At 66.7% G+C, this 19,873-nt stretch carries 20 protein-coding genes; 14 read left to right on the top strand and 6 right to left on the bottom strand.

What is annotated here, in order from left to right; translation table 11 throughout:
- Nucleotides 1–12 precede the first annotated feature (12 nt).
- Nucleotides 13–264 carry a hypothetical protein gene (locus tag CCA01S_RS02855; protein ID WP_066453777.1) on the top strand — a complete coding sequence of 84 codons (252 nt, stop codon included), beginning with the start codon at nt 13–15 and terminating at the stop codon, nt 262–264.
- A gap of 20 nt (nt 265–284) precedes the next feature.
- On the opposite strand, the gene CCA01S_RS02850 is transcribed toward CCA01S_RS02855, so the two are convergent.
- Nucleotides 285–962 (bottom strand): helix-turn-helix domain-containing protein, encoded by a 678-nt coding sequence (locus tag CCA01S_RS02850; RefSeq protein ID WP_066453774.1) that lies wholly within the window; start codon nt 960–962, stop codon nt 285–287.
- A 362-nt stretch (nt 963–1,324) separates the two neighbouring features.
- Between CCA01S_RS02850 and nirK the strand changes: the two genes are divergently transcribed.
- From nirK to thpD, 6 genes are all read left to right on the top strand, one after another.
- Nucleotides 1,325–2,731, top strand: a complete 1,407-nt coding sequence (gene nirK, locus CCA01S_RS02845; RefSeq protein WP_232304959.1) for a copper-containing nitrite reductase — start codon at nt 1,325–1,327, stop codon at nt 2,729–2,731.
- A gap of 128 nt (nt 2,732–2,859) precedes the next feature.
- Entirely contained in the window at nt 2,860–3,396 is a 537-nt protein-coding gene (locus tag CCA01S_RS02840) for a MarR family winged helix-turn-helix transcriptional regulator (RefSeq protein ID WP_066453772.1), read from the top strand.
- Nucleotides 3,393–3,920 carry a diaminobutyrate acetyltransferase gene (gene ectA, locus CCA01S_RS02835; RefSeq protein ID WP_066453770.1) on the top strand — a complete coding sequence of 176 codons (528 nt, stop codon included), beginning with the start codon at nt 3,393–3,395 and terminating at the stop codon, nt 3,918–3,920. The genes CCA01S_RS02840 and ectA overlap by 4 nt, the downstream gene beginning before the upstream one ends.
- A gap of 39 nt (nt 3,921–3,959) precedes the next feature.
- Nucleotides 3,960–5,267 (top strand): diaminobutyrate--2-oxoglutarate transaminase, encoded by a 1,308-nt coding sequence (gene ectB, locus CCA01S_RS02830; protein WP_066453767.1) that lies wholly within the window; start codon nt 3,960–3,962, stop codon nt 5,265–5,267.
- On the top strand, nt 5,264–5,653 hold the full coding sequence (locus CCA01S_RS02825) for an ectoine synthase (RefSeq protein ID WP_066453764.1): 390 nt from the start codon (nt 5,264–5,266) through the stop codon (nt 5,651–5,653). Before ectB ends, CCA01S_RS02825 begins: the two co-directional genes overlap by 4 nt.
- A gap of 1 nt (nt 5,654) precedes the next feature.
- Nucleotides 5,655–6,551: an ectoine hydroxylase gene (thpD, locus tag CCA01S_RS02820; RefSeq protein ID WP_066453755.1), complete on the top strand. Its 897-nt coding sequence runs from the start codon at nt 5,655–5,657 to the stop codon at nt 6,549–6,551.
- On the opposite strand, the gene ehuA is transcribed toward thpD, so the two are convergent.
- From ehuA to ehuB, 4 genes are read right to left on the bottom strand one after another with little or no spacing between them, the layout of a single operon-like run.
- The gene (gene ehuA, locus CCA01S_RS02815) at nt 6,532–7,344 is read right to left on the bottom strand and encodes an ectoine/hydroxyectoine ABC transporter ATP-binding protein EhuA (RefSeq protein WP_066453753.1); all 813 of its coding nucleotides are present in this window, start codon (nt 7,342–7,344) and stop codon (nt 6,532–6,534) included. The two genes, thpD and ehuA, sit on opposite strands and share 20 nt — an antisense overlap.
- Before the next feature lie 31 nt (nt 7,345–7,375).
- Nucleotides 7,376–8,071 carry an ectoine/hydroxyectoine ABC transporter permease subunit EhuD gene (gene ehuD / locus CCA01S_RS02810; RefSeq protein ID WP_066454075.1) on the bottom strand — a complete coding sequence of 232 codons (696 nt, stop codon included), beginning with the start codon at nt 8,069–8,071 and terminating at the stop codon, nt 7,376–7,378.
- 2 nt (nt 8,072–8,073) lie between these two features.
- Nucleotides 8,074–8,745, bottom strand: coding sequence for an ectoine/hydroxyectoine ABC transporter permease subunit EhuC (gene ehuC, locus CCA01S_RS02805; RefSeq protein ID WP_066453751.1), 672 nt, complete (start codon nt 8,743–8,745; stop codon nt 8,074–8,076).
- Between the two features lie 12 nt (nt 8,746–8,757).
- Nucleotides 8,758–9,618 (bottom strand): ectoine/hydroxyectoine ABC transporter substrate-binding protein EhuB, encoded by an 861-nt coding sequence (ehuB, locus tag CCA01S_RS02800; protein ID WP_066453749.1) that lies wholly within the window; start codon nt 9,616–9,618, stop codon nt 8,758–8,760.
- Nucleotides 9,619–10,103: 485 nt separating this feature from the next.
- Between ehuB and aroG the strand changes: the two genes are divergently transcribed.
- From aroG to mnmA, 6 genes are read left to right on the top strand one after another with little or no spacing between them, the layout of a single operon-like run.
- Nucleotides 10,104–11,198 (top strand): 3-deoxy-7-phosphoheptulonate synthase AroG, encoded by a 1,095-nt coding sequence (aroG, locus tag CCA01S_RS02795; RefSeq protein ID WP_066453741.1) that lies wholly within the window; start codon nt 10,104–10,106, stop codon nt 11,196–11,198.
- Nucleotides 11,198–12,613, top strand: a complete 1,416-nt coding sequence (locus CCA01S_RS02790; RefSeq protein WP_066453738.1) for an FAD-binding oxidoreductase — start codon at nt 11,198–11,200, stop codon at nt 12,611–12,613. Before aroG ends, CCA01S_RS02790 begins: the two co-directional genes overlap by 1 nt.
- 16 nt (nt 12,614–12,629) lie before the next feature.
- The gene (locus CCA01S_RS02785) at nt 12,630–14,126 is read left to right on the top strand and encodes an FAD-linked oxidase C-terminal domain-containing protein (RefSeq protein ID WP_066453735.1); all 1,497 of its coding nucleotides are present in this window, start codon (nt 12,630–12,632) and stop codon (nt 14,124–14,126) included.
- Nucleotides 14,127–14,135: 9 nt separating this feature from the next.
- Complete coding sequence (glcE, locus tag CCA01S_RS02780; protein WP_066453732.1) at nt 14,136–15,230, top strand: glycolate oxidase subunit GlcE; 1,095 nt, start codon at nt 14,136–14,138, stop codon at nt 15,228–15,230.
- 9 nt (nt 15,231–15,239) lie between these two features.
- Nucleotides 15,240–16,469: a glycolate oxidase subunit GlcF gene (glcF, locus tag CCA01S_RS02775; protein WP_066453730.1), complete on the top strand. Its 1,230-nt coding sequence runs from the start codon at nt 15,240–15,242 to the stop codon at nt 16,467–16,469.
- Nucleotides 16,470–16,482: 13 nt separating this feature from the next.
- Nucleotides 16,483–17,598, top strand: a complete 1,116-nt coding sequence (gene mnmA / locus CCA01S_RS02770; protein WP_103035488.1) for a tRNA 2-thiouridine(34) synthase MnmA — start codon at nt 16,483–16,485, stop codon at nt 17,596–17,598.
- A 12-nt stretch (nt 17,599–17,610) separates the two neighbouring features.
- On the opposite strand, the gene CCA01S_RS02765 is transcribed toward mnmA, so the two are convergent.
- Entirely contained in the window at nt 17,611–18,225 is a 615-nt protein-coding gene (locus CCA01S_RS02765) for a glutathione S-transferase N-terminal domain-containing protein (protein ID WP_066453724.1), read from the bottom strand.
- A gap of 225 nt (nt 18,226–18,450) precedes the next feature.
- Between CCA01S_RS02765 and purB the strand changes: the two genes are divergently transcribed.
- On the top strand, nt 18,451–19,827 hold the full coding sequence (purB, locus tag CCA01S_RS02760) for an adenylosuccinate lyase (protein ID WP_066454067.1): 1,377 nt from the start codon (nt 18,451–18,453) through the stop codon (nt 19,825–19,827).
- Nucleotides 19,828–19,873: the final 46 nt, after the last annotated feature.

Genomic DNA, 19,873 nt, shown 5'->3' with positions numbered 1-19,873 from the left:
GGAGATTCGACCATGAACGCACGCAATCTGATGTGGATTTTGTGGCCGTCGTTTCTCATGGGCGGGCTGGCCTCTGGTGTGGTCTTTGCCCTGGTCGATCCGCTCGACCTGGTGTTTCTGGGGCAGTTTCGCGCCACCCGCCCCACGGTGTACACCCTGGGCTTCTTTCTGTTCTGGCTGATGGCGGCGCTGTCCAGCGCGCTGACGCTGCGTATGGCGCCGCGCGGCGTGGTGCTGGACGAGTTCGGCGACCCGATCGACTGACGCGTCCGGACGGGGGGCGTTCAGCCGCAGTCCGCGCCCGAGAGTTCTTGCAGGCCGGTGAGATCGAGGATGTGCACCTCGCGCTGCTGCACCCGGATGAGCCCCTCGCGCGCAAAGCGCGAGAACAGGCGGCTGACGGTTTCCAGCGTCAGGCCCAGGAAGTTGCCGATTTCTTCGCGGCTCATGCGCAGGATGAATTCGTAGGGAGAATAGCCCAGCACCTGCAGGCGCTGTGACAGGTTGAGCAGAAAAGCGGCCAGGCGCTGTTCGGAGCGCAGGCTGCCCAGCGACAGCAGCTGCTGGTGCGAGCGGCTGATTTCCTTGCTCATCAGGCGGCGCAGCTGCAGGTTGAGCGAGGGCAGCTGGGGAGCCAGGCGATCCATTTCATCCAGCCGGATGATGCACACTTCAGAGTCTTCCAGCGCCACGGCGTGCGACACCTGCTGCGACTGCATCAGGCCGTCCATACCGAGGATTTCGCCGGGCAGCAGAAAGCCGGTGATCTGTACCTGGCCGCTGGCGTCTTCGATCTGGGTTTTCATCGAGCCCGAACGCAGGCCGTAGATGGCTTCGGCGGCGTCGCCCTGGCGATAGAGCGAGCCGCCCTTGGGCAGGCGGATGCGTTCTTTGATGAGTTCGTCCATCTTGGCGATGTCCTGGCGCGCCATGCCCAGGGGCAGGCAGATCGCGTTCAACATACAGGTGGAACACCGGGTGGATTCGGGCGCCACCGGAATGCGCCTGAGCGAATTGGTTCTGGGAGTCTGTCCGGGGGGGGGATGATCAGCCAGCAAAGTAGGGTCCACAAAAATAAAAGCGTCAGGGAAAAACCCTGAACGTCTGCAGGGAGATTATAGGTTCTCTGCCTGATGATGTGGGGTTTATCCCCTTGCGCGGATCAATTTCTTGCCCGAGTAATTGCGCTTTGTCGTCTTGTGCGGTGGTTTTGCATCATCGAAGCGTGAAACATCTGTACAGTAGAATGTCAGCATTCTGTGCTTCGACAGTTTAAACAAGCATCATTACAACCTCAACCATCTTAACTATCGCAGGAGCGCTCATGTCCTTGATCCGACGCATGTTTACGGGCTTGCTGCTGGCGGCGGCCGGGCTGGGTTTCAGCAGCCCCGGCTGGGCCGACCACGGCCCCGCCGGACACGGCAGCCAGGACGTCAGCTATAAGCCGGACGTCACCTTCACCTTGCGCACCTCGATTGCCGACGGCAAGCTGGTGTTCATCGGCGACCGGGGCGAGATCGCCAATCAGGTCAACCCGGATCTGAAAGTGCCCGAAGGGGCGGTGGTGCAGATCAACCTCATCAACGGCGATGGCGCCACGCACGACATCGCCGTGCCCGATTTCAAGGCGCATTCGGATCAGATTTCCGGCAAGAACGCCGCCACGGCCATCGTTTTTCGGGCCGCCAAGAACGGCACCTTCGAATACCTCTGCACGCTGCCGGGCCACAAGGCGGCCGGCATGGTAGGCAAGGTGGTGGTGGGCGAGCCGTCCGCCGAGGCGCAGGTGCAGGCGCCGCAGATCGCGCATGATCCCGCGCAGGTGGGCACGCCCGTGGGCAAGCGCGGCCCGCAAAAGGTCACGGTCGATCTGCTGACGACCGAAATCGAGGGGCGCCTGGGCGACAGCAGCACCTACCGCTTCTGGACGTTCAACAACAAGGTGCCGGGGCCTTTCGTGCGCGTGCGGGTGGGTGATACGGTCACCCTGAACATCAGCAACGCCAAGGACAGCACGCACATCCACTCGATCGACCTGCACGCCGTCACCGGCCCGGGCGGCGGGGCGGCGGTCACCCAGGTGCCGCCGGGGCAGACCAAGTCGTTCACCTTCAAGGCCAACCACGTGGGCCTGTTCGTCTACCACTGCGCCACGCCCATGGTGGCGCAGCACATCACCAACGGCATGTACGGCATGATCCTGGTCGAGCCCGAAGGGGGCTTGCCCAAGGTGGATCGCGAGTTCTACGTCATGCAAGGTGAGCTCTACACGGCAGAGCGTCACGGCGCCAGCGGCCTGCAAGAGTTCTCGCTTGAAAAACTGCTGGCGGAAAACCCCGAGCACGTGATGTTCAACGGCTCGATGGATGCGCTCACCAAGGTCTACCACATGGAGTCCAACGTGGGGGATACCGTGCGCATCTTCTTCGGGGTGGGCGGGCCTAATCTCACGTCCAGCTTCCACATCATCGGCGAGGTGTTCGACAAGGTCTACGACCAGGCGTCGCTCACCAGCAAGCCGCTCACCGACGTGCAGACCACGCTGGTGCCGCCGGGCGGGGCCACCATGGTCGAACTCAAGACCGACTATCCGGGCCGCTACCTGCTGGTCGATCACGCCCTGTCGCGGGTGGAAAAGGGCGTGGCGGGCTTCCTCACCGTCAAGGGCAAGGCCGACCACGCCATTTTCCATAGCGACGAGGCCATCGACCCCAACTCGGGGCATTGATGAATCCCCGCGCTGGTGTGCGTGTCATGGGCTGATGCGTATGGCGATTTGATGCGTATGATTTGACGCATATGATTCAGGGCCTTATGATTTCAATAGAAATCAATTTTTAGGGGCTCTGAATCACCATGACGACTGAAACGGATGCGCAGCAGGCGTACGACCTGCGTATCTTGCGGGCCTTGCGCCGCATCACGCGTGCCGTGGCGCTGCATTCGCGGCAGCTGTCCGCCTGCAGCCGCATCACCGGCCCGCAGCTGATCTGCCTGCGCACCGTGATCGACAAAGGGCCCATCACGGCCACCGCCATCAGCCGCGAGGTGCACGTCAGCGCCAGCACGGTGGTCGGCATCCTCGACCGGCTCGAAGACAAGGGGCTCATCGTCCGCGAGCGCGGCCGCGCCGACCGGCGCATCGTCTTCATCAGCGCCACCGAAGCCGGCCGCCAGCTGGCTCACGACACCCCGTCTCCCCTGCAGCAGAAGCTGGCCGAAGCCCTCAAGGCGCTGCCCGAACTCGAACAGGCCACCATCACCTTGTCGCTCGAACGGGTGGTGGGCCTCATCGAGGCGGACACCGGGCTTGCGCCCGCCGCCGACGCGCAGTCGCCCCTGCTGGACGTGCCGGCCACCGGGGTGGCACCCGAGTCGGGGCTGGTGGTGTGATCGCGGGCGCGCACCTGTCCGGGGCGCCGCCGACCCGGCTGCGTCCTCCCCGCCGGGCCGACGGCCCGCGCCTGCATGCGCTGGTGGCGCACTGCCCGCCGCTCGATCTGAATTCCCTCTATCTCTACCTGCTCCTCACCGAGCACTTTCCCCAAACCTGTCTGGTGGCCGAAGACGATCACGGCGTCCTCGGCATGGTCTCGGCGTACCTGCCGCCCGGGCGCAGCGAGGTGCTGTTCGTCTGGCAGGTGGCGGTGCACCCGCGGGCCCGCGGACGGGGGCTTGCCCTGAGCATGCTGCGGCGCCTGCTGCGCCGCCCCGGCCTGCGCCAGGTGCGCTGGCTGGAAACCACGGTCGGGCCGGGCAACGAGGCGTCCCGGCGCCTGTTCGCCCGGCTGGCCGGAACCTTGAATGCTCCCTTGCGGGAGTCGGCGCTGTTCGACGCGGCGCTGTTCGGCGTGGATGCGCACGAGGCAGAGCCCTTGCTGCGCATTGGCCCGTTTCCCTTGTCGGCAGTGAACTGAGTTGCTGTCGTCTATTCGAACGTCAACAAGGAGGAACCCATGGATTTGAAAATTTTTGACCGGATGGAGTCGGAGGTGCGCGGCTATGTCCGGTCGTTTCCGGTGATCTTCGCCAAGGCGCGCGGGTCGGAACTGTTCGACGAGGCCGGGCGCGCCTACATCGATTTTTTCAGCGGTGCGGGCACCCTGAACTATGGCCACAACAACACGGTGCTGCGTGAGCGGGCCGTGGATTACCTGGGCTCGGATGGTGTGGTGCATGGCCTGGACATGGCCACGAGCGCGAAGAAGTACTTTCTGCAGGCCATGGATCGGCTGATCCTCAAGCCGCGCAATCTGGAATATACCTTGCAGTTTACGGGGCCCACCGGCACCAACGCCGTCGAGGCGGCGTTGAAGCTGGCGCGCCAGGTGAAGGGGCGCCAGAACGTGATTTCGTTCACCCGCGGGTTTCACGGCGTGTCGATGGGGTCGCTGGCGGCGACGGCCAACCAGAAGTTCCGCCGGGCCGCCGGCGTGTCCCTGGGCAATATCAGCTTCATGCCCTTCGACGGCTATTTCGGGCCGGACGTCAACACCATGGCCTATCTCGAGCGGCTGCTGGATGATCCCGGCAGTGGCCTGGATCATCCAGCAGCCGTCATCGTCGAGACCGTGCAGGGCGAGGGCGGCGTCAACGTGGCGTCGCAGCGCTGGCTGCGCGAACTGGAGCAGCTCTGCCGCCGCCACGACATGTTGCTGATCGTGGACGACATCCAGGTGGGCTGCGGACGCACGGGCCACTTCTTCAGCTTCGAGACGGCGGGCATCTCGCCCGACATCGTCACGCTGTCGAAGTCTCTGTCGGGCTTTGGCCTGCCCATGTCGCTCGTCCTGCTCAAGCCCGAGCTGGACGTCTGGCAGCCGGGCGCGCACAGCGGCACCTTCCGCGGCAACAACCTGGCCTTCGTCACGGCGGCGCAGGCGCTGGAAACCTACTGGTGCGACACGGCGCTCTCCGAGAGCGTTGCCGCCAAAGAGCGGCTGGTGCGCGACTGGCTGGAAAACCTGGCGCACAGCTGCCGGGGGGCCGGCCTGAGCGTCAGGGGGCGGGGCCTGATTCAGGGGCTGGTCACGCCGGTGGGCGACGATCTGGCCAACCGGATCGCCCGCCGCGCCTTCGAGCTGGGGGTCGTCATCGAGACCTCGGGCGCCTGCGACGAGGTGCTGAAGGTGCTGCCCGCGCTGACCATTCCCCGCGAGCAGCTTGAACGGGGGCTCGAGGTGATCGAGCGCAGCACCACCGAGGTGCTGGCCGCCGCGGGCAAGCAGCCGCGCGTCGTGCACGTCGCGGGAGGCCGCTCATGATCGTGCGCCACGTGGACGAAGTGAAAGGCACCGCGCAGGAAATCGTCACCGCCAACTGGACGAGCCGCCGCGTCTTGCTGGCCGCCGACCGGATGGGCTTTTCCTTCCACGAAACCATCATCCATCCGGGGACGGAAACCCACATTCACTACTGCAACCACCTGGAGGCCGTGTGGTGCATCGAGGGCGACGGCGAGATCGAAACCATCGCGGACGGCCGCAAGTACGCGCTGGGGCCGGGGGTGGTGTACGCCCTGGATCAGCACGACGAGCACTGGCTGCGCGGCGGCACCCGCCCGCTGCGCGTCCTGTGCGTCTTCAACCCGCCGCTCAGTGGCCGCGAGGTGCACGATGCGTCGGGGGTGTATCCCCTGGAGGTGGCCTGACATGCAAGACTGCTATGTATCCCGCGTCGGGCGCACGGCGGCGTTGATGGCCCGCCGCGATCCCGTGGTCTATGAGGACGGGCGCTACGCCCGGGCGCTGGACGCGGCGCAGCTGCGGCAGTACGAGGAGGACGGCTTCCTGGTTCTGCCCGGCGTGCTGGGCGCCGATGAGCTCGACGGCCTGCGCGCCGAGGTGGCGGCGCTGGCGGACGACCCTGCGCTGCGCGAGGCCGAAGAGCTGATCCGCGAGCCGGACAGCAGCGCCGTGCGTTCGATCTTCCGGGTGCACGAACTCGGCGCCCGCCTGGCCGAGCTGCCCCGGGATCCCCGCCTGCTGGAGGTGGCGCGCCAGATTCTCGGGTCGGAAGTCTACATCCATCAGTCGCGCGTCAACCTGAAGCCGGCGCTCGATGGCCGGGAGTTCTACTGGCATTCCGACTTCGAGACCTGGCACGTGGAAGACGGCATGCCCGCCATGCGGGCGCTGAGCTGCTCGGTGCTGCTCACGGACAACACGCCGTTCAACGGGCCGCTGATGCTGATTCCCGGCTCGCACCGGCAGTTCGTCGCCTGCGTCGGTGAAACCCCGGAGGCGCACTACCGGCAGTCGCTGCGGCGCCAGGAAGTAGGGGTGCCCGACCCCGTCAGCCTGCGCTACCTGGCCGAGCAGGGCGGCCTGCGCGCCGTGACGGCCCCGGCGGGCGCGGTCGTGTTCTTCGACTGCAACACCCTGCACGGCTCGGGCGGCAATTTGTCGCCCTGGCCGCGCAGCAACGTGTTCATGGTCTACAACAGCGTGCACAACCGGCTGATGGCGCCGTTTCACGGGCTCGCGCCACGCCCGGCGCACATCGCTTCGCGCCGCGTCGGCGAGGTGCTCACGCCCTGGCGTCGATGAAATTCTTCAGGAAGTCGCGGGTGCGCGCCTCGCGGGGGTGACTGAACATCACCTCGGGGGCGGCCTCCTCGACGACCACGCCCTGGTCGAAGAAACAGACCCGATCCGAAATCCGGCGGGCGAACTCCATCTCGTGGGTCACCAGCAGCATGGTCAGGTCGTGTTCTTCGGACAGCCGCTGGATCACGCCAAGCACCTCGCCCACCAGCTCCGGGTCGAGGGCCGAGGTGGGCTCGTCGAACAGCATGATGCGCGGGCGCGTGGCCAGCGCCCGGGCAATGGCCACGCGCTGCTGCTGGCCGCCGGAGAGCTGGCTGGGGAATTTGTCCGCGTGGCCGCTCATGCCCACGAGCTCCAGGTATTGATAAGCCCGCCGTCGGGCCTCGGCGCGTGAGAGGCCCTGCACGTGAATCGGTGATTCGGTGACGTTGCGCAGCACGGTCATGTGCGGAAACAGGTTGAACTGCTGGAAGACCATGCCCATTTCCTTGCGCATGGCGCGCAGGTGCGCCTCGCTGGCGGGGACGAGCCCGCCCTTGCGGTATTCGTGCCAGAGCGGCTTGCCCGCCACGTGGATCAGGCCGCCGTCGATGCGTTCCAGCGTCATCAGGATGCGCAGCACGGTGGACTTGCCCGACCCCGAGGGGCCGATGATGGTGACTTTTTCGCCCTGGGCCACCTGAAAATCCAGGGCGTTGAGCACGGTGGTTTCGCCAAAGCGCTTGACGACCTTGTCCATCGTGATGATGGGCGCGTCGGCGCGGGGCGGTGCGGGCGTGGCGGGGGTGGTCATCGGGTGGAACTCCGGAAAAGGGACGCGGGCCTCAGCCGCGCAGCGGGATGCCGCGCTTGGGCAGGCGCTCGTCCAGGTAGCGGATGAGCGCCGAGGCGATCAGGGTCAGAATCAGGTAGAGCCCGCCGACCAGGGTGAGCGGCACCATGTAGTTGAAGCTGCGGTCGCCGATGATGCGGGCCACGTTGAGCATTTCGAGGATCGACACCACCGAGAGCACGGGGACGTCCTTCATGATCGAGACCAGGTAGTTGCCCAGCGCCGGGATGATGCGCGGGATGGCCTGGGGCAGGATGATGTCGCCAAACGTGCGCAGGGGCGAGATGTCCAGCGCGCGCGCCGCCTCGGTCTGGCCGTGGGTGATCGATTCCAGCCCGGCCCGGTAGACCTCGGAGAGGTAGGCGCTGTACTGCACGCCCAGCGCCAGGGCGCCGGTGAGGAAGGCGGGCAGCACCAGGCCGTATTCCGGCAGCACGTAGTAAAGAAAGAACAGCTGCACCAGCAGCGGCGTGTCGCGCAGAAATTCGGTGAGGAGGGTGGCTGGCCAGGCGATGATGCGCAGGCGCGCGCCCTTGAGCGCCGCGAGCACCAGGCCCAGCGCGGCGGCCACCAGGAAGCCCAGGCCGGTGGCCTCCAGGGTGACCAGCATGCCGCGCAGCAGGATGGGCAGGATCGACCAGGCGAAGGCCCAGTCGTTGACGGTGTTCCATTCGATGCCGAACAGCATGCTCAGGCCCTCCGGTGGCGCCAGCGGCCCACCGAGCATTCCAGGATGCGCATGGCGCCCGCCAGCACCAGGGCCATGCCGAAATACAGCAGGAGCAGCAGGCTGTAGACCGGCACGCTGTCTTGCGTGAAATTGCGGATGCGCTCAGCCTGGAAGGCCATGTCGCCCAGGCCGATCAGCGACACCAGCGCGGTGTCCTTGAGGTTTTGCACCGCCAGGTTGCTGAAGCTGGGCAGCATTTCGGGGATGGCCTGGGGCAGGGCGATGCGCCACAGCGTCTGGCGCGCCGTGAAGTCGAGCGCCTGGGCCGCCTCGTATTGCCTGGGCGGGACGGCCTGGATGGCGCCGCGCACGACTTCCGCCCCGTAGGCGCCGATGTTCAGGCTCAGGGCAAGCGTGCCCGCGAGCACCGGCGGCAGGCGCAGGTCGATGCCCAGCGCCTGGCCCAGCATGGGCAGGGCGAAGAACAGCCAGAACAGCTGCACCAGCAAGGAGGTGCCGCGAAAGAGCTCGATCAGGGCGATGCACGTCCAGCGCCAGAGCCGCTTGCGCGACAGGCGGCCCAGGCCGAACAGAAAGGCGAACAGCCCGCCCAGCACGGTGGAGTACAGCGTCAGCTCCAGGGTGACTCGGGCGCCGGTGGCCAGCGGGGCGAGGTAGGACAGCCAGTTCATGCGCGTGCGGGCTCAGCCCTTGCACAGCTGGGCGGTGGTGCGCTCGAACGATTGCCGGGCGTCGTCGGCGGAAAAGCCGTAGTGATGCATGATCTGCCGCCAGTCGTCGGTCTGCTTGAACGTGGCGAGCGCCTGGTTGACCGCCTCGCGCAGCTGCACCGAGCCGCTGGCAAAGGCGAAGCCGCCCCAGCTGCGCACCGGCTGGCCGTTGACGACGGGGTCTTTGAAGGGCGTGGCCGCCGCGACCTTGCCCTGGCCCTTGTCGGCCAGCTGGCTGACGGTGAGGCTGGTGGCGGCGTAGCCGTCGGCGCGCCCGGTGGACACGGTCGAGATGGCGTCCGCGTTGCTGGAGATGGTGACGATCTGGCTGGCCGGCACGTGCAGCGCCTGCAGCATGTCGAGCTGGTCGGCCCCGGCCATGATGGCGATCTTGTTGCCGGATCGGGCGAAGCTGGCGTAGTCGTGGATGTTTTTCGGATTGCCCTTGGCCACCAGCAGGCCCTCGCCGTACGAGCTGTCGGGCTCGGAGAAGGCCACTTGCTGGCAGCGCTGCGGCAGGATGGCCATCTCGGCGGCCACCATGTCGTAGCGGTCGGCCTGCAGGCCGGGGATCAGCGAGCCGAAGCTGGTGGTCGTCCACTGGATGTGCGGGATGCCCAGGGCCTTGGCCAGGTGCTTGGCCACGTCCGGCCCCACGCCCTTGGCCTGCCCGTCGAGATCCATATAGCCATAGGGGATTTCGTTGGCGATGGCGATGCGCAGGGTGCCGGCTTGCCGGATGGCGGCGAGGTCGGCGGCTTGTGAGCCGCCGGCCGGGCCCAGCGCGCCGAGCAGGGCGCTCGCCAGCAGGCAGGTTCGTAGGGTCTTTTGCATGGCAGTCTCCTGGTACGCCGGGGGCAGGCGCGCGGCCCGCCGCCCGGATGGGCTATGGGTGCTGGACAATGCATTCATATCGAATGATGCGATGATGAATGATATGCAAGCGAACGATATATTATAGAAATGATTAGTGTACGAATCAATTAAGAGAAAATCATGCAGGGCGACTCACCTGGGGGCGCATCACCGAGGGGCGATGAAAGGCAGGCAATGAAGGGCGGGCGATGAAGAAGGGCGGGCGATGAAGGGCCAGCATCCGGCCGGAACAGGTTCTTGCCTGCCTCGATTGGCTGTGCTAGGATTAACCAATGCACGCGATCCCGTATTTCTTTTATTTTTTTACGTTTCCAAAGCCGCTGGTGGAGGAAGGGAATCGCTGTACTAAAAGGTAGTCAACCAATTTCCCAAAAGCCGCCGGCGGTGCCAGGCGGCTTTTTTGTTGCTGCCTTTGCCATCCGGTTCATCATTGGAGCAAGACCGTGTCACACAATACCGACGATACCCGCATCCGAGAGATTCGCGAACTGGCCCCCCCGGCACACGTGATGCGTGAGTTTCCGTGCTCCCCCGAGGTCTCGGCGACGGTGCACCATGCGCGCCACGCCATTCACGACGTGCTCTACGGCAAGGACGACCGGCTGGTGGTGATCATTGGCCCGTGTTCCATTCACGACCCCAAGGCCGCGCTGGAATACGCCCGCCGCCTGGCCGCCGAACGCCAGCGCTACGCGGGCGAACTCGAAATCATCATGCGGGTGTACTTTGAAAAGCCCCGCACCACGGTGGGCTGGAAAGGGCTCATCAACGACCCCAACCTGGACGGCAGCTTCGACATCAACCAGGGTCTGCGCATGGCGCGCGAACTGCTCATCCAGGTCAATGCGCTCGACCTGCCCGCCGGCTGCGAGTTCCTCGACATGATCACGCCGCAGTACATCGCCGATCTCGTCTCGTGGGGGGCCATCGGCGCGCGTACCACCGAAAGCCAGGTACACCGCGAACTGGCCTCGGGCTTGTCGTGTCCGGTGGGGTTCAAGAACGGCACCACGGGCGATACCCGTATCGCCATCGACGCCCTGAAAGCGGCCTCGAACTCGCACTATTTCCTGTCGGTCACCAAGGGCGGGCATTCGGCCATCGTGTCCACGCGCGGCAACGAAGACTGCCACGTGATCCTGCGCGGCGGCAAGACCCCCAACTACCAGGCCGAATACGTGCAGGCCGCCGCCGAGGCGCTGGAAAAGGCCGGCATGCGCGCGCGCATCATGGTCGATGCCAGCCACGCCAACAGCCATAAAGACTACACGCGCCAGCCCGAGGTCATCGAAGACATCTGCCAGCAGGTCGAAGGCGGCGACGCGCGCCTCTTCGGGGTGATGATCGAAAGCCACCTGGTGGGCGGGCGCCAGGATCTGGTGCCGGGCCGCTCGCTGACGTATGGCCAGAGCATCACCGATGGCTGCGTCGATTGGGATACCTCCGTGGCGCTGCTCGAACGCCTGGCCAAGGCCGTGCGCGGCCGCCGCGCGCACCAGGCGCAGGCCCGCAAGCAGGCCATCGGGAGCGCGGCATAATGGACACCTTGCATCTGGCGCAGCAACCCAGGCCCTTGCCGAGCGGCTTTCTGGCGGCCTTGCAGGCGCGCTTTGGCGAGCGCTGCGCCACGGGCCAGGCGGTGCGCGAGCACCACGGGCGGGATGAATCCCCCTATCGCCCCATGCTGCCCGATGCCGTGGTGTTCGCCCAGTCGGTCGAAGACGTCGTCTGGGTAGCGCGGCATTGCCACGCGCACGGCATCGCCCTCATTCCCTATGGCGCGGGCTCGTCGCTCGAAGGCCACGTGCTGGCCGTGCAGGGCGGGGTGTCGCTCGATCTCTCGGGGATGAACCAGATTCTGGCCGTGCATGCCGAAGACTCCACGGTCACGGTGCAGGCGGGAGTCACGCGCAAGCAGCTCAACGAGGCGCTGCGCGACACCGGGCTCTTCTTTCCCATCGACCCGGGGGCCGATGCCAGCCTGGGCGGCATGTCGGCCACGCGCGCGTCGGGCACCAATGCGGTGCGCTACGGCACCATGCGTGAAAACGTCATGTCGCTCAAGGTGGTGCTGGCCGATGGTCGGGTCATCGAGACGGCCAACCGGGCGCGCAAGTCGTCGGCGGGCTACGACCTCACCCGCCTGTTCGTGGGCAGCGAAGGCACGCTGGGCATCATCGCCGAAGTCACCGTGCGCCTGTATCCGCAGCCCGAGGCGGTGTCGGCGGCAATCTGCAATTTTGCCGATCTCGATTCCGCCGTGCAAAGCGTCATCCAGATCATCCAGATGGGCATCCCCGTGGCGCGGGTCGAGTTCATGGATAGCGGCGCCGTGCGCGCCACCAACCGCTACAGTCACCTCAGCCTGCGCGAATCGCCCCTGCTGCTGTTCGAATTTCACGGCAGCCCCGCAGGCGTGCGCGAGCAGGCCGAACTGGTGCAGCTGATCACGCACGAGCACGGCGGGCAGGATTTCGAATGGGCCGAGCGCCCGGAAGACCGCAGCCGCCTCTGGACGGCGCGGCACAACGCCTATTTCGCCGGTCTGCAGCTGCGCCCCGGCTGCCGCTCCAGCACCACGGACGTCTGCGTGCCCATTTCGCGGCTGGCCGAGTGCGTGGGCGAGACAGCGCGCGAACTCGATCAGGCTTCGTTTCCCTACACCATCGTCGGTCACGTGGGCGATGGCAACTTCCACGTGCTGATGCTGCTCGACCCCGACAATCCCGACGAATGGGCCGAATCCGAGCGCCTGAACCAGCGCCTGGTGCAGCGCGCCATCGACATGGATGGCACGTGCACGGGCGAGCACGGCATCGGCCTGCACAAGCAGGCCTTCATGCGCGCCGAGCACGGTGACGACGCCCTGGACGTCATGCGCGCGCTGAAGGCCGCGCTCGACCCGGGTGATATCCTCAACCCTGGCAAGATGCTGCCGCCTCCGACCGCCTGAACCCCGAGGAACCGCCATGGACATTGCCACGTCGTCGCCCGAGCCGCAGGCCGCCACGCCTGATTTCGCGGGCTTTCTGGCCCAGATCGGGCAGCTGCTGCCAGCGCACTGCATCCTCACCCGTGTCGATCAGACCCGGGCGTACGAATGCGACGGCCTGACCTTGTTCCGAGAGCTGCCGCCCGTGGTGGTGCTGCCCGAAAACGAAGCGCAGGTGATCGGCCTGCTGCGGGCCTGTCGCGAGCACAATGTGCCGGTGGTGCCCAGGGGCTCGGGCACGGGCCTGTCGGGCGGGGCCACCCCGCACCCCCAAGGGGTGGTGATCGGCCTGGCCAAGCTCAACCGGATCATCCGCCTCGACCCCGAAACCTGTACGGCGGTCGTCGGGCCCGGTGTGCGCAATCTGGCGATTTCTGAAGCGGCGATCCCGCACGGTCTGTACTACGCGCCCGACCCCTCCAGCCAGATCGCCTGCTCCATCGGCGGCAACGTGGCCGAGAACTCGGGTGGCGTGCACTGCCTGAAATACGGGCTCACCGTGCACAACGTGCTGCGCGTGCGCCTGGTCACCATCGAAGGCGAAGTCGTCGAGCTGGGGGGCGAGGCGCCCGACACGCCGGGCCTCAATCTCCTGCAATCCTTCATCGGTTCCGAGGGCATGCTGGGGCTGGTTACCGAGGTCACGGTGCGGCTCATCCCGCGGCCCGAACTCGCCCAGGTGGTCATGGCCAGCTTTCCCAGCGTCGAGCTGGCGGGCGAGGGAGTCACGCGCATCATTGCCGATGGCATCATCCCCGCCGGGCTCGAACTCATGGACAAGCGTTCGGTGCACATGGTCGAACCCTTCGTGCAGGCGGGCTACGATCTGGATGCCGAGGCCATCCTGTTGTGCGAGTCGGACGGCACGCCCGACGAGGTGGCCGACGAAATCGCCCGGGTCGAGGCCCTGTTGCGCGATGTGGGGGCCAGCCGCCTGCAGGTGTCCTCATCCGAGGCCGAGCGGCTCAAGTTCTGGGCCGGGCGCAAGAATGCGTTTCCCGCCGCCGGGCGTATCTCGCCCGATTATTACTGCATGGACGGCACCATTCCGCGGCGCCACCTGGGCAAGGTGCTGGCCGCCATCGCGCAGATGGAGTCGCAGTTCGGCCTGCGCTGCTCGAACGTGTTTCATGCCGGCGACGGCAACCTGCACCCCCTCATCCTGTTCGACGCCAACCAGCCGGGCGAAGTGGACAAGGCCGAAGCCTTCGGCGCCGCGATCCTCGAACTCTGCGTGCAGGTGGGGGGCACCATTACGGGCGAGCACGGGGTGGGCATCGAGAAGATCAACCAGATGTGCACGCAGTTCTCGCGCGAAGAGCTGGATGCCTTCTCGGCGTTCAAGCGCGCTTTCGATCCCTACGGCCTGCTCAATCCGCTCAAGCTGATTCCCACCCTGGTGCGCTGCGCCGAGTACGGCAAGATGCATGTGCACCAGGGCGAGCTGCGCTTTCCCGATATCCCACGCTTTTAAGTCGATCCTATGGAATTCGTTCTGTCCGAATTGTGCGATCAGGTGGCCACGGCGCGTGCGGCCAAGCGGCCCTTGATGATCCGGGGCGGGGGCACGCGCCTGTTTTACGGCGAACCACTGCCCGCGGACGACAGCTTCAGCTGGCTCGACCTGTCCGCGTACCGTGGGGTGGTGGCCTACGAGCCCGCCGAACTGGTGCTCACCGCGCGCGCCGGTACGCCACTGGCCGAGGTCGAGCAGACCCTGTCGGCGCAGGGCCAGATGCTCGCCTTCGAGCCGCCGCGCTTTGGCGCGGGTGGCACGCTGGGCGGCTGCGTCGCGGCAGGTCTGTCGGGGCCGCGCCGCCTGTCGGCGGGGGCCCTGGGCGACTACGTGCTGGGCACGCGCCTGCTGAGCGCCGACGGCAGCGTGCTGCGCTTTGGCGGCGAGGTCATGAAAAACGTCGCCGGCTATGATCTTTCCCGCCTGCTGGCCGGTTCCCTGGGCATCCTGGGGGCGCTCGTCGAGGTCTCCATCAAAGTCATGCCCCAGCCCCGCGCCGAGGCCACGCAGGTGCTGCATCTCGACGAGGCGCAGGCGCTGCGGCAATGCCTGCGCTGGCGCGCGCGGCCCGTTCCCGTGTCGGCCACGGCCTGGCTGCCCGACGCGTCGGGCGCCTTGGGGACGCTCACAGTACGCCTGTCGGGCAATGAATCGGCGGTGCGCCAGGGGCAGGCCGTGATCGGCGGCGAGACATTGGCCGACGAGTCGGCGCGGGCCTTCTGGCTAGCCTTGCGCGACCAGACGCATCCCTTTTTCCGCCAGCGCCCCTTGTGGCGCATTGCGCTGCCGCCTCGGGTGGCGCCGCTGGCCCTGGGCCCCAGCCTGCACGAATGGGGCGGCACCCTGCGCTGGCTGTCCGGCGAGCAGGACGCCGCCGCCCTGCGGGCGCGCGTCCAGGCGCTGGGCGGTTCGGCCACCCTGTACCAGCGCGGCGGCACGGCGCGCGACGTCCCCACGTTTCATCCACTGGCCGCGGGCGTGTTGCAGATACACCGGCGGCTCAAGGCGGAGTTCGACCCCTCGGGCGTGTTCAATGCCCGCCGCCTGGTGCCGGAACTCTAAGGATCGATCATGCAAACCCAACTTGCTTCCTGGGCGCAGGACACCGACTTTGGCCGCGAGGCCGATGAAATCCTGCGCCGCTGCGTGCACTGCGGCTTTTGTCTGGCCACCTGTCCCACCTACCAGATACTGGGCGACGAGCTCGACAGCCCGCGGGGGCGCATCTACCAGATGAAGCAGGTGCTCGAAGGCGTGCAGCCCACCTACGTGACGCAGCAGCACCTCGACCGCTGCCTCACCTGCCGCAATTGCGAGACCACGTGCCCGTCGGGGGTGGAATACGGTAAGCTCGTGGACATCGGCCGTCAGCTGGTCAGCGAGCGCGTCCAGCGTCCCTGGCATCAGCGCCTGCTGCGCGGCGCCTTGCGCCGCCTGCTGATGTCGCGCGCCTTTGCGCCGCTGTACCGGGCCGGGCGCTGGGTGCGACCGGCGCTTCCCCCCGTTTTACGGGGCAAGATCACCGAGGCGCGCCCCGCCGGGCCGCTGCCCGTGCAGCCCCGGCGGCATGCGCGCCAGGTGCTGATGCTGGCCAATTGCGTACAGCCCGCCATGCTGCCGTCCATCGATGCCGCCACCCAGCGCGTGCTGGACGCGGTGGGCGTGGGCAGCCGTTTTGCCGCGGGCTCGGGCTGCTGCGGCGCCATCAATTTCCACCTCGATGCGCAAGAGGCCGCCCGCGAGCAGATGCGCGCCAACATCGATGCCTGGCTACCCCTGCTCGAATCCGGTCAGGTCGAGGCCGTGATCGTCAACGCCTCGGGCTGCGGCGGCATGATCAAGGATTACGCCCATCACCTGCAGCACGACCCGGCCTATGCCGAGCGCGCCGCGCGGCTGATGCCTTTCGTGCAGGACATCGCCGAGTTCCTGGCGCCGCTGGCCACCGAGGTGCGCGCCAAGATGCGGCGCGCGCCGGGCCGCACGGCCTTTCACCCGCCCTGTACCCTGCAGCACTGGCAGGGCCTGCGCCCGCTCACCGAGCGGCTGCTGGCCGAGCTGGGCTTCGACCTGCAAGCGTTTGGCGAGCCGCACTTGTGCTGCGGTTCGGCCGGCACCTATTCCATTACCCAGCCGGGCCTGTCCAAATCCTTGCGCGATCGCAAGCTGCAGGCGATTCAGGCGGCGCTGCCCGAGACCATCGTCTCGTCCAACGTCGGCTGCATCTGTCATTTGCAAAGCGGCACCGATACCCCGGTGCGTCACTGGATTGAAACTGTGGATGAGGTCATGCGTGACTGAAGAAGTCGTATCTGTGGACGGGATGCCGACGCGCGGCGCCCGGGTCGTCGTGGGCATGTCGGGCGGGGTCGATTCCTCGGTCACGGCCTGGCTGCTCAAGCAGCAGGGCTACGAGGTCATCGGCCTGTTCATGAAAAATTGGGAAGACGATGACGACAGCGAATACTGTTCGTCGCGTCAGGACTGGCTGGATGCGGCCAGCGTGGCCGACGTGGTGGGTGTCGATATCGAGGCGGTGAATTTCGCCGCCGAATACAAAGACCGCGTCTTTGCCGAGTTTCTGCGTGAATATTCGGCGGGGCGCACGCCCAATCCGGACGTGCTGTGCAACGCCGAGATCAAGTTCAAGGCCTTTCTCGACCACGCCATGGGGCTGGGGGCCGATTACATCGCCACCGGCCATTATGCGCGGGTGCGCCGGGTGCGCACCGCGCAGGGGCTGCAATCGCAGCTGCTCAAGGCGGTGGACGGCAGCAAGGATCAAAGTTATTTCCTGCACCGGCTCAACCAGGCGCAGCTGGCGCGCACCGTGTTCCCTCTGGGCGAGGTGCGCAAGACCGAGGTGCGCCGCATCGCGCGCGAGATCGGCCTGCCCAATGCCGCCAAGAAAGATTCCACCGGCATCTGCTTCATCGGCGAGCGGCCTTTCCGCGAATTTCTCAATCGCTACCTGCCCACGCAGCCCGGCCCCATGCGCACGCCCGAGGGCCAGGCGCTGGGCACGCACCAGGGTTTGGCCTTCTATACGCTGGGTCAGCGCAAGGGGCTGGGGATCGGCGGCGTGCGCGGCGCGCAGCGCGACGATGGCACCGCCGACGCCTGGTACGTGGCACGCAAAGACCTCGCCCACAATACGCTGTACGTGGTGCAGGGGCACGACCATCCCTGGTTGCTGAGCCCGGCGCTGGCGGCGGGGCAGGCCAGCTGGATTGCGGGCGCGCCCCCGGCGCCGGGGGTCTATGGCGCCAAGACGCGCTACCGGCAGGCGGATGCCGCCTGCCGCCTGCGGGTGCGGGATGCGCAGGCGTTCGAGTTGGCGTTCGATGAGCCCCAGTGGGCGGTCACGCCCGGGCAGTCGGCCGTGCTGTACGACGGCGACGTGTGCCTGGGGGGCGGGGTGATTGCCTGATGCCGGTGGGTGTCAGGCTGCGGGCGGGCGCGTCGAAATGAACGAGGGGCGCGCGTCGAGTTTTTCGGCCAGGCGGGCCAGGTTGGCGTGCTGGTCGCGCCAGCCCAGCGTGGGGCTGCGCAGGTCGAGATAGCCCAGCGCCGTGCCCACGGCGATGTCGGCCAGGCACAGGTTGACGCCCATGCAGTAGGCCTGTTCGCCCAGCAAGGTGTCGAGATAGCTGAGCGCGGCCTGGATTTTGCTTTCCTGGCGTGCCAGCCAGTCGGCCCATTGCAGCCCCTGGGGGCGGCGGTGGGCTTCGAGGAACATGGCTGCGGCCGCGTCCATGATGCCGTCGGCGGCGGCTTCCCAGCGCTTGACTTCGACGCGTTCGCGCCCCGGCGGCGGGATGAGCCGACCGACGGGCGAGAGGGCGTCGAGGTATTCGACGATGACGCGCGAATCGAACAGCGCCTCGTTGTCGTCGAGCAGCAGACAGGGCACCTTGCCCAGCGGGTTGTAGGCCGTCACCTGGGTGTCTGGCGTCCAGGGGTTGTCCAGAATCAGTTCGTAGTCTAGCTTCTTCTCTGCCAGCACGATTCGAACCTTACGGACATAAGGGCTGGACAGGGAACCGATCAATCTCATGGCAAGGCATCATAGTCTAAGGCTCAAAAAGTATAGCAGGGCGGGACGGTGATCCCGGATCGGTGAGAGTCCCTAGTCGGCTTTTCGGACGGATTGTGCAAACGGTGTGGTTTATCCGCCCAATTCCTGCGTCGTACTTGACAGCCAGGCCCCGATGTTAGAATGGCGCCTGGGTTTTTGCCCGTCTTTCCCCGCCTCTTATCCGTCCTTTATCCGCCCATCCCCATGCAGATTGATTCTTCCTTAAGTGCGCTGAACGCGCTGTCGCCTCTCGATGGGCGCTATGCGGCCAAGGCCGACGCCTTGCGGCCCTTTTTGTCCGAAGCCGGTTTCATGGCGCACCGCGTCGAAGTCGAGATCGCCTGGCTGATCGGCCTGTCCGAGGCCGGCCTGCCCGAACTGCCCGCTTTTTCGGCGGCGGCGCGCCAGCGCCTGCAGGCGCTGGTCAGCCAGTTCTCAGAGGCCGATGCCGCGCGCATCAAGGCCATCGAACGCACCACCAACCACGACGTCAAGGCGGTCGAATACTGGCTGAAAGAGCAGGTGGCCGACGACGCCGAGCTGTCCCGGGCCGCCGAGTTCATCCATTTTGCCTGCACCTCGGAAGACATCAACAACACCTCGCATGCGCTGATGTTGGGGCGCGCGTGCACGCGCAGCCTCGTGCCGGTGCTGGAAACCGTGCTGGCGCGCCTGCGTGCGCTGGCGCACGAGCACGCCGACCAGCCGCTGCTGTCGCGCACGCACGGCCAGCCCGCCACGCCCAGCACCATGGGCAAAGAGTTCGCCAATGTGGTGGCGCGCCTCGAACAGGCGTTGGCCGCCATCCGCGCCGTGCGACCCCTGGCGAAGATGAACGGCGCCACGGGCAACTACAACGCCCACCTGGCGGCGTATCCCGAGATCGACTGGCCCGCCTTCGCCGGACGCGTGCTGCGGGGCCTGGGGCTGACGCAAAATCCGTACTCCATCCAGATCGAGCCGCACGACTGGATGGCGGCCCTGTTCGACGCCATCGCCCGGGCCAACACCATCTTGCTCGACCTCAACCGCGACGTCTGGGGCTACATCTCGCTGGGCTACTTCAAGCAGCGCCTCAAAGAAGGCGAGGTGGGCTCGTCCACCATGCCGCACAAGGTCAACCCCATCGACTTTGAAAACTCCGAGGGCAACCTGGGGCTGGCCAACGCCATGCTGCGGCATTTGTCCGAAAAACTGCCCATCTCGCGCTGGCAGCGCGACCTCACCGATTCCACCGTGCTGCGCAATCTGGGGGTGGCCCTGGGCTACAGCCTGGTGGCGTACGACGCCTGTCTGCGCGGCCTGGGCAAGCTCGAGATCAACACGGCGGCCATCGACGCCGACATCGATGCCTGCTGGGAAATCCTCGCCGAGCCGGTGCAGACGGTGATGCGCCGTTACGGCCTGCCGCAGCCCTACGAGCAGCTCAAGGCCCTGACGCGCGGCAAGGGCATCACCGAAGAAGCCCTGCGCGGCTTCATCGCGGGTCTCGATCTGCCCGAGGCGCCCAAGGCGCGCCTGCTGGCCATGACGCCGCGCAGCTACGTGGGCCTGGCGGCCACGCTGGCGGCGGCCATCTAGCGCGATTCGACGGCGGTTGCGCGGCGGGCGGATGCCCTGCCCGCGG

Source organism: Castellaniella caeni NBRC 101664, from assembly GCF_001592225.1.
GTDB lineage: Bacteria > Pseudomonadota > Gammaproteobacteria > Burkholderiales > Burkholderiaceae_B > Castellaniella > Castellaniella caeni.
This window is presented reverse-complemented; position numbering and strand designations above follow the sequence as displayed.

Coding starts and splice junctions, on each gene's coding strand:
- CCA01S_RS02855 (WP_066453777.1), top strand. CDS start 13: ATGAACGCACGCAATCTGATGTGGATTTTGTGGCCGTCGTTTCTCATG.
- CCA01S_RS02850 (WP_066453774.1), bottom strand. CDS start 962: ATGTTGAACGCGATCTGCCTGCCCCTGGGCATGGCGCGCCAGGACATC.
- nirK (WP_232304959.1), top strand. CDS start 1,325: ATGTCCTTGATCCGACGCATGTTTACGGGCTTGCTGCTGGCGGCGGCC.
- CCA01S_RS02840 (WP_066453772.1), top strand. CDS start 2,860: ATGACGACTGAAACGGATGCGCAGCAGGCGTACGACCTGCGTATCTTG.
- ectB (WP_066453767.1), top strand. CDS start 3,960: ATGGATTTGAAAATTTTTGACCGGATGGAGTCGGAGGTGCGCGGCTAT.
- CCA01S_RS02825 (WP_066453764.1), top strand. CDS start 5,264: ATGATCGTGCGCCACGTGGACGAAGTGAAAGGCACCGCGCAGGAAATC.
- thpD (WP_066453755.1), top strand. CDS start 5,655: ATGCAAGACTGCTATGTATCCCGCGTCGGGCGCACGGCGGCGTTGATG.
- ehuA (WP_066453753.1), bottom strand. CDS start 7,344: ATGACCACCCCCGCCACGCCCGCACCGCCCCGCGCCGACGCGCCCATC.
- ehuD (WP_066454075.1), bottom strand. CDS start 8,071: ATGCTGTTCGGCATCGAATGGAACACCGTCAACGACTGGGCCTTCGCC.
- ehuC (WP_066453751.1), bottom strand. CDS start 8,745: ATGAACTGGCTGTCCTACCTCGCCCCGCTGGCCACCGGCGCCCGAGTC.
- ehuB (WP_066453749.1), bottom strand. CDS start 9,618: ATGCAAAAGACCCTACGAACCTGCCTGCTGGCGAGCGCCCTGCTCGGC.
- CCA01S_RS02790 (WP_066453738.1), top strand. CDS start 11,198: ATGGACACCTTGCATCTGGCGCAGCAACCCAGGCCCTTGCCGAGCGGC.
- CCA01S_RS02785 (WP_066453735.1), top strand. CDS start 12,630: ATGGACATTGCCACGTCGTCGCCCGAGCCGCAGGCCGCCACGCCTGAT.
- glcE (WP_066453732.1), top strand. CDS start 14,136: ATGGAATTCGTTCTGTCCGAATTGTGCGATCAGGTGGCCACGGCGCGT.
- glcF (WP_066453730.1), top strand. CDS start 15,240: ATGCAAACCCAACTTGCTTCCTGGGCGCAGGACACCGACTTTGGCCGC.
- CCA01S_RS02765 (WP_066453724.1), bottom strand. CDS start 18,225: ATGAGATTGATCGGTTCCCTGTCCAGCCCTTATGTCCGTAAGGTTCGA.
- purB (WP_066454067.1), top strand. CDS start 18,451: ATGCAGATTGATTCTTCCTTAAGTGCGCTGAACGCGCTGTCGCCTCTC.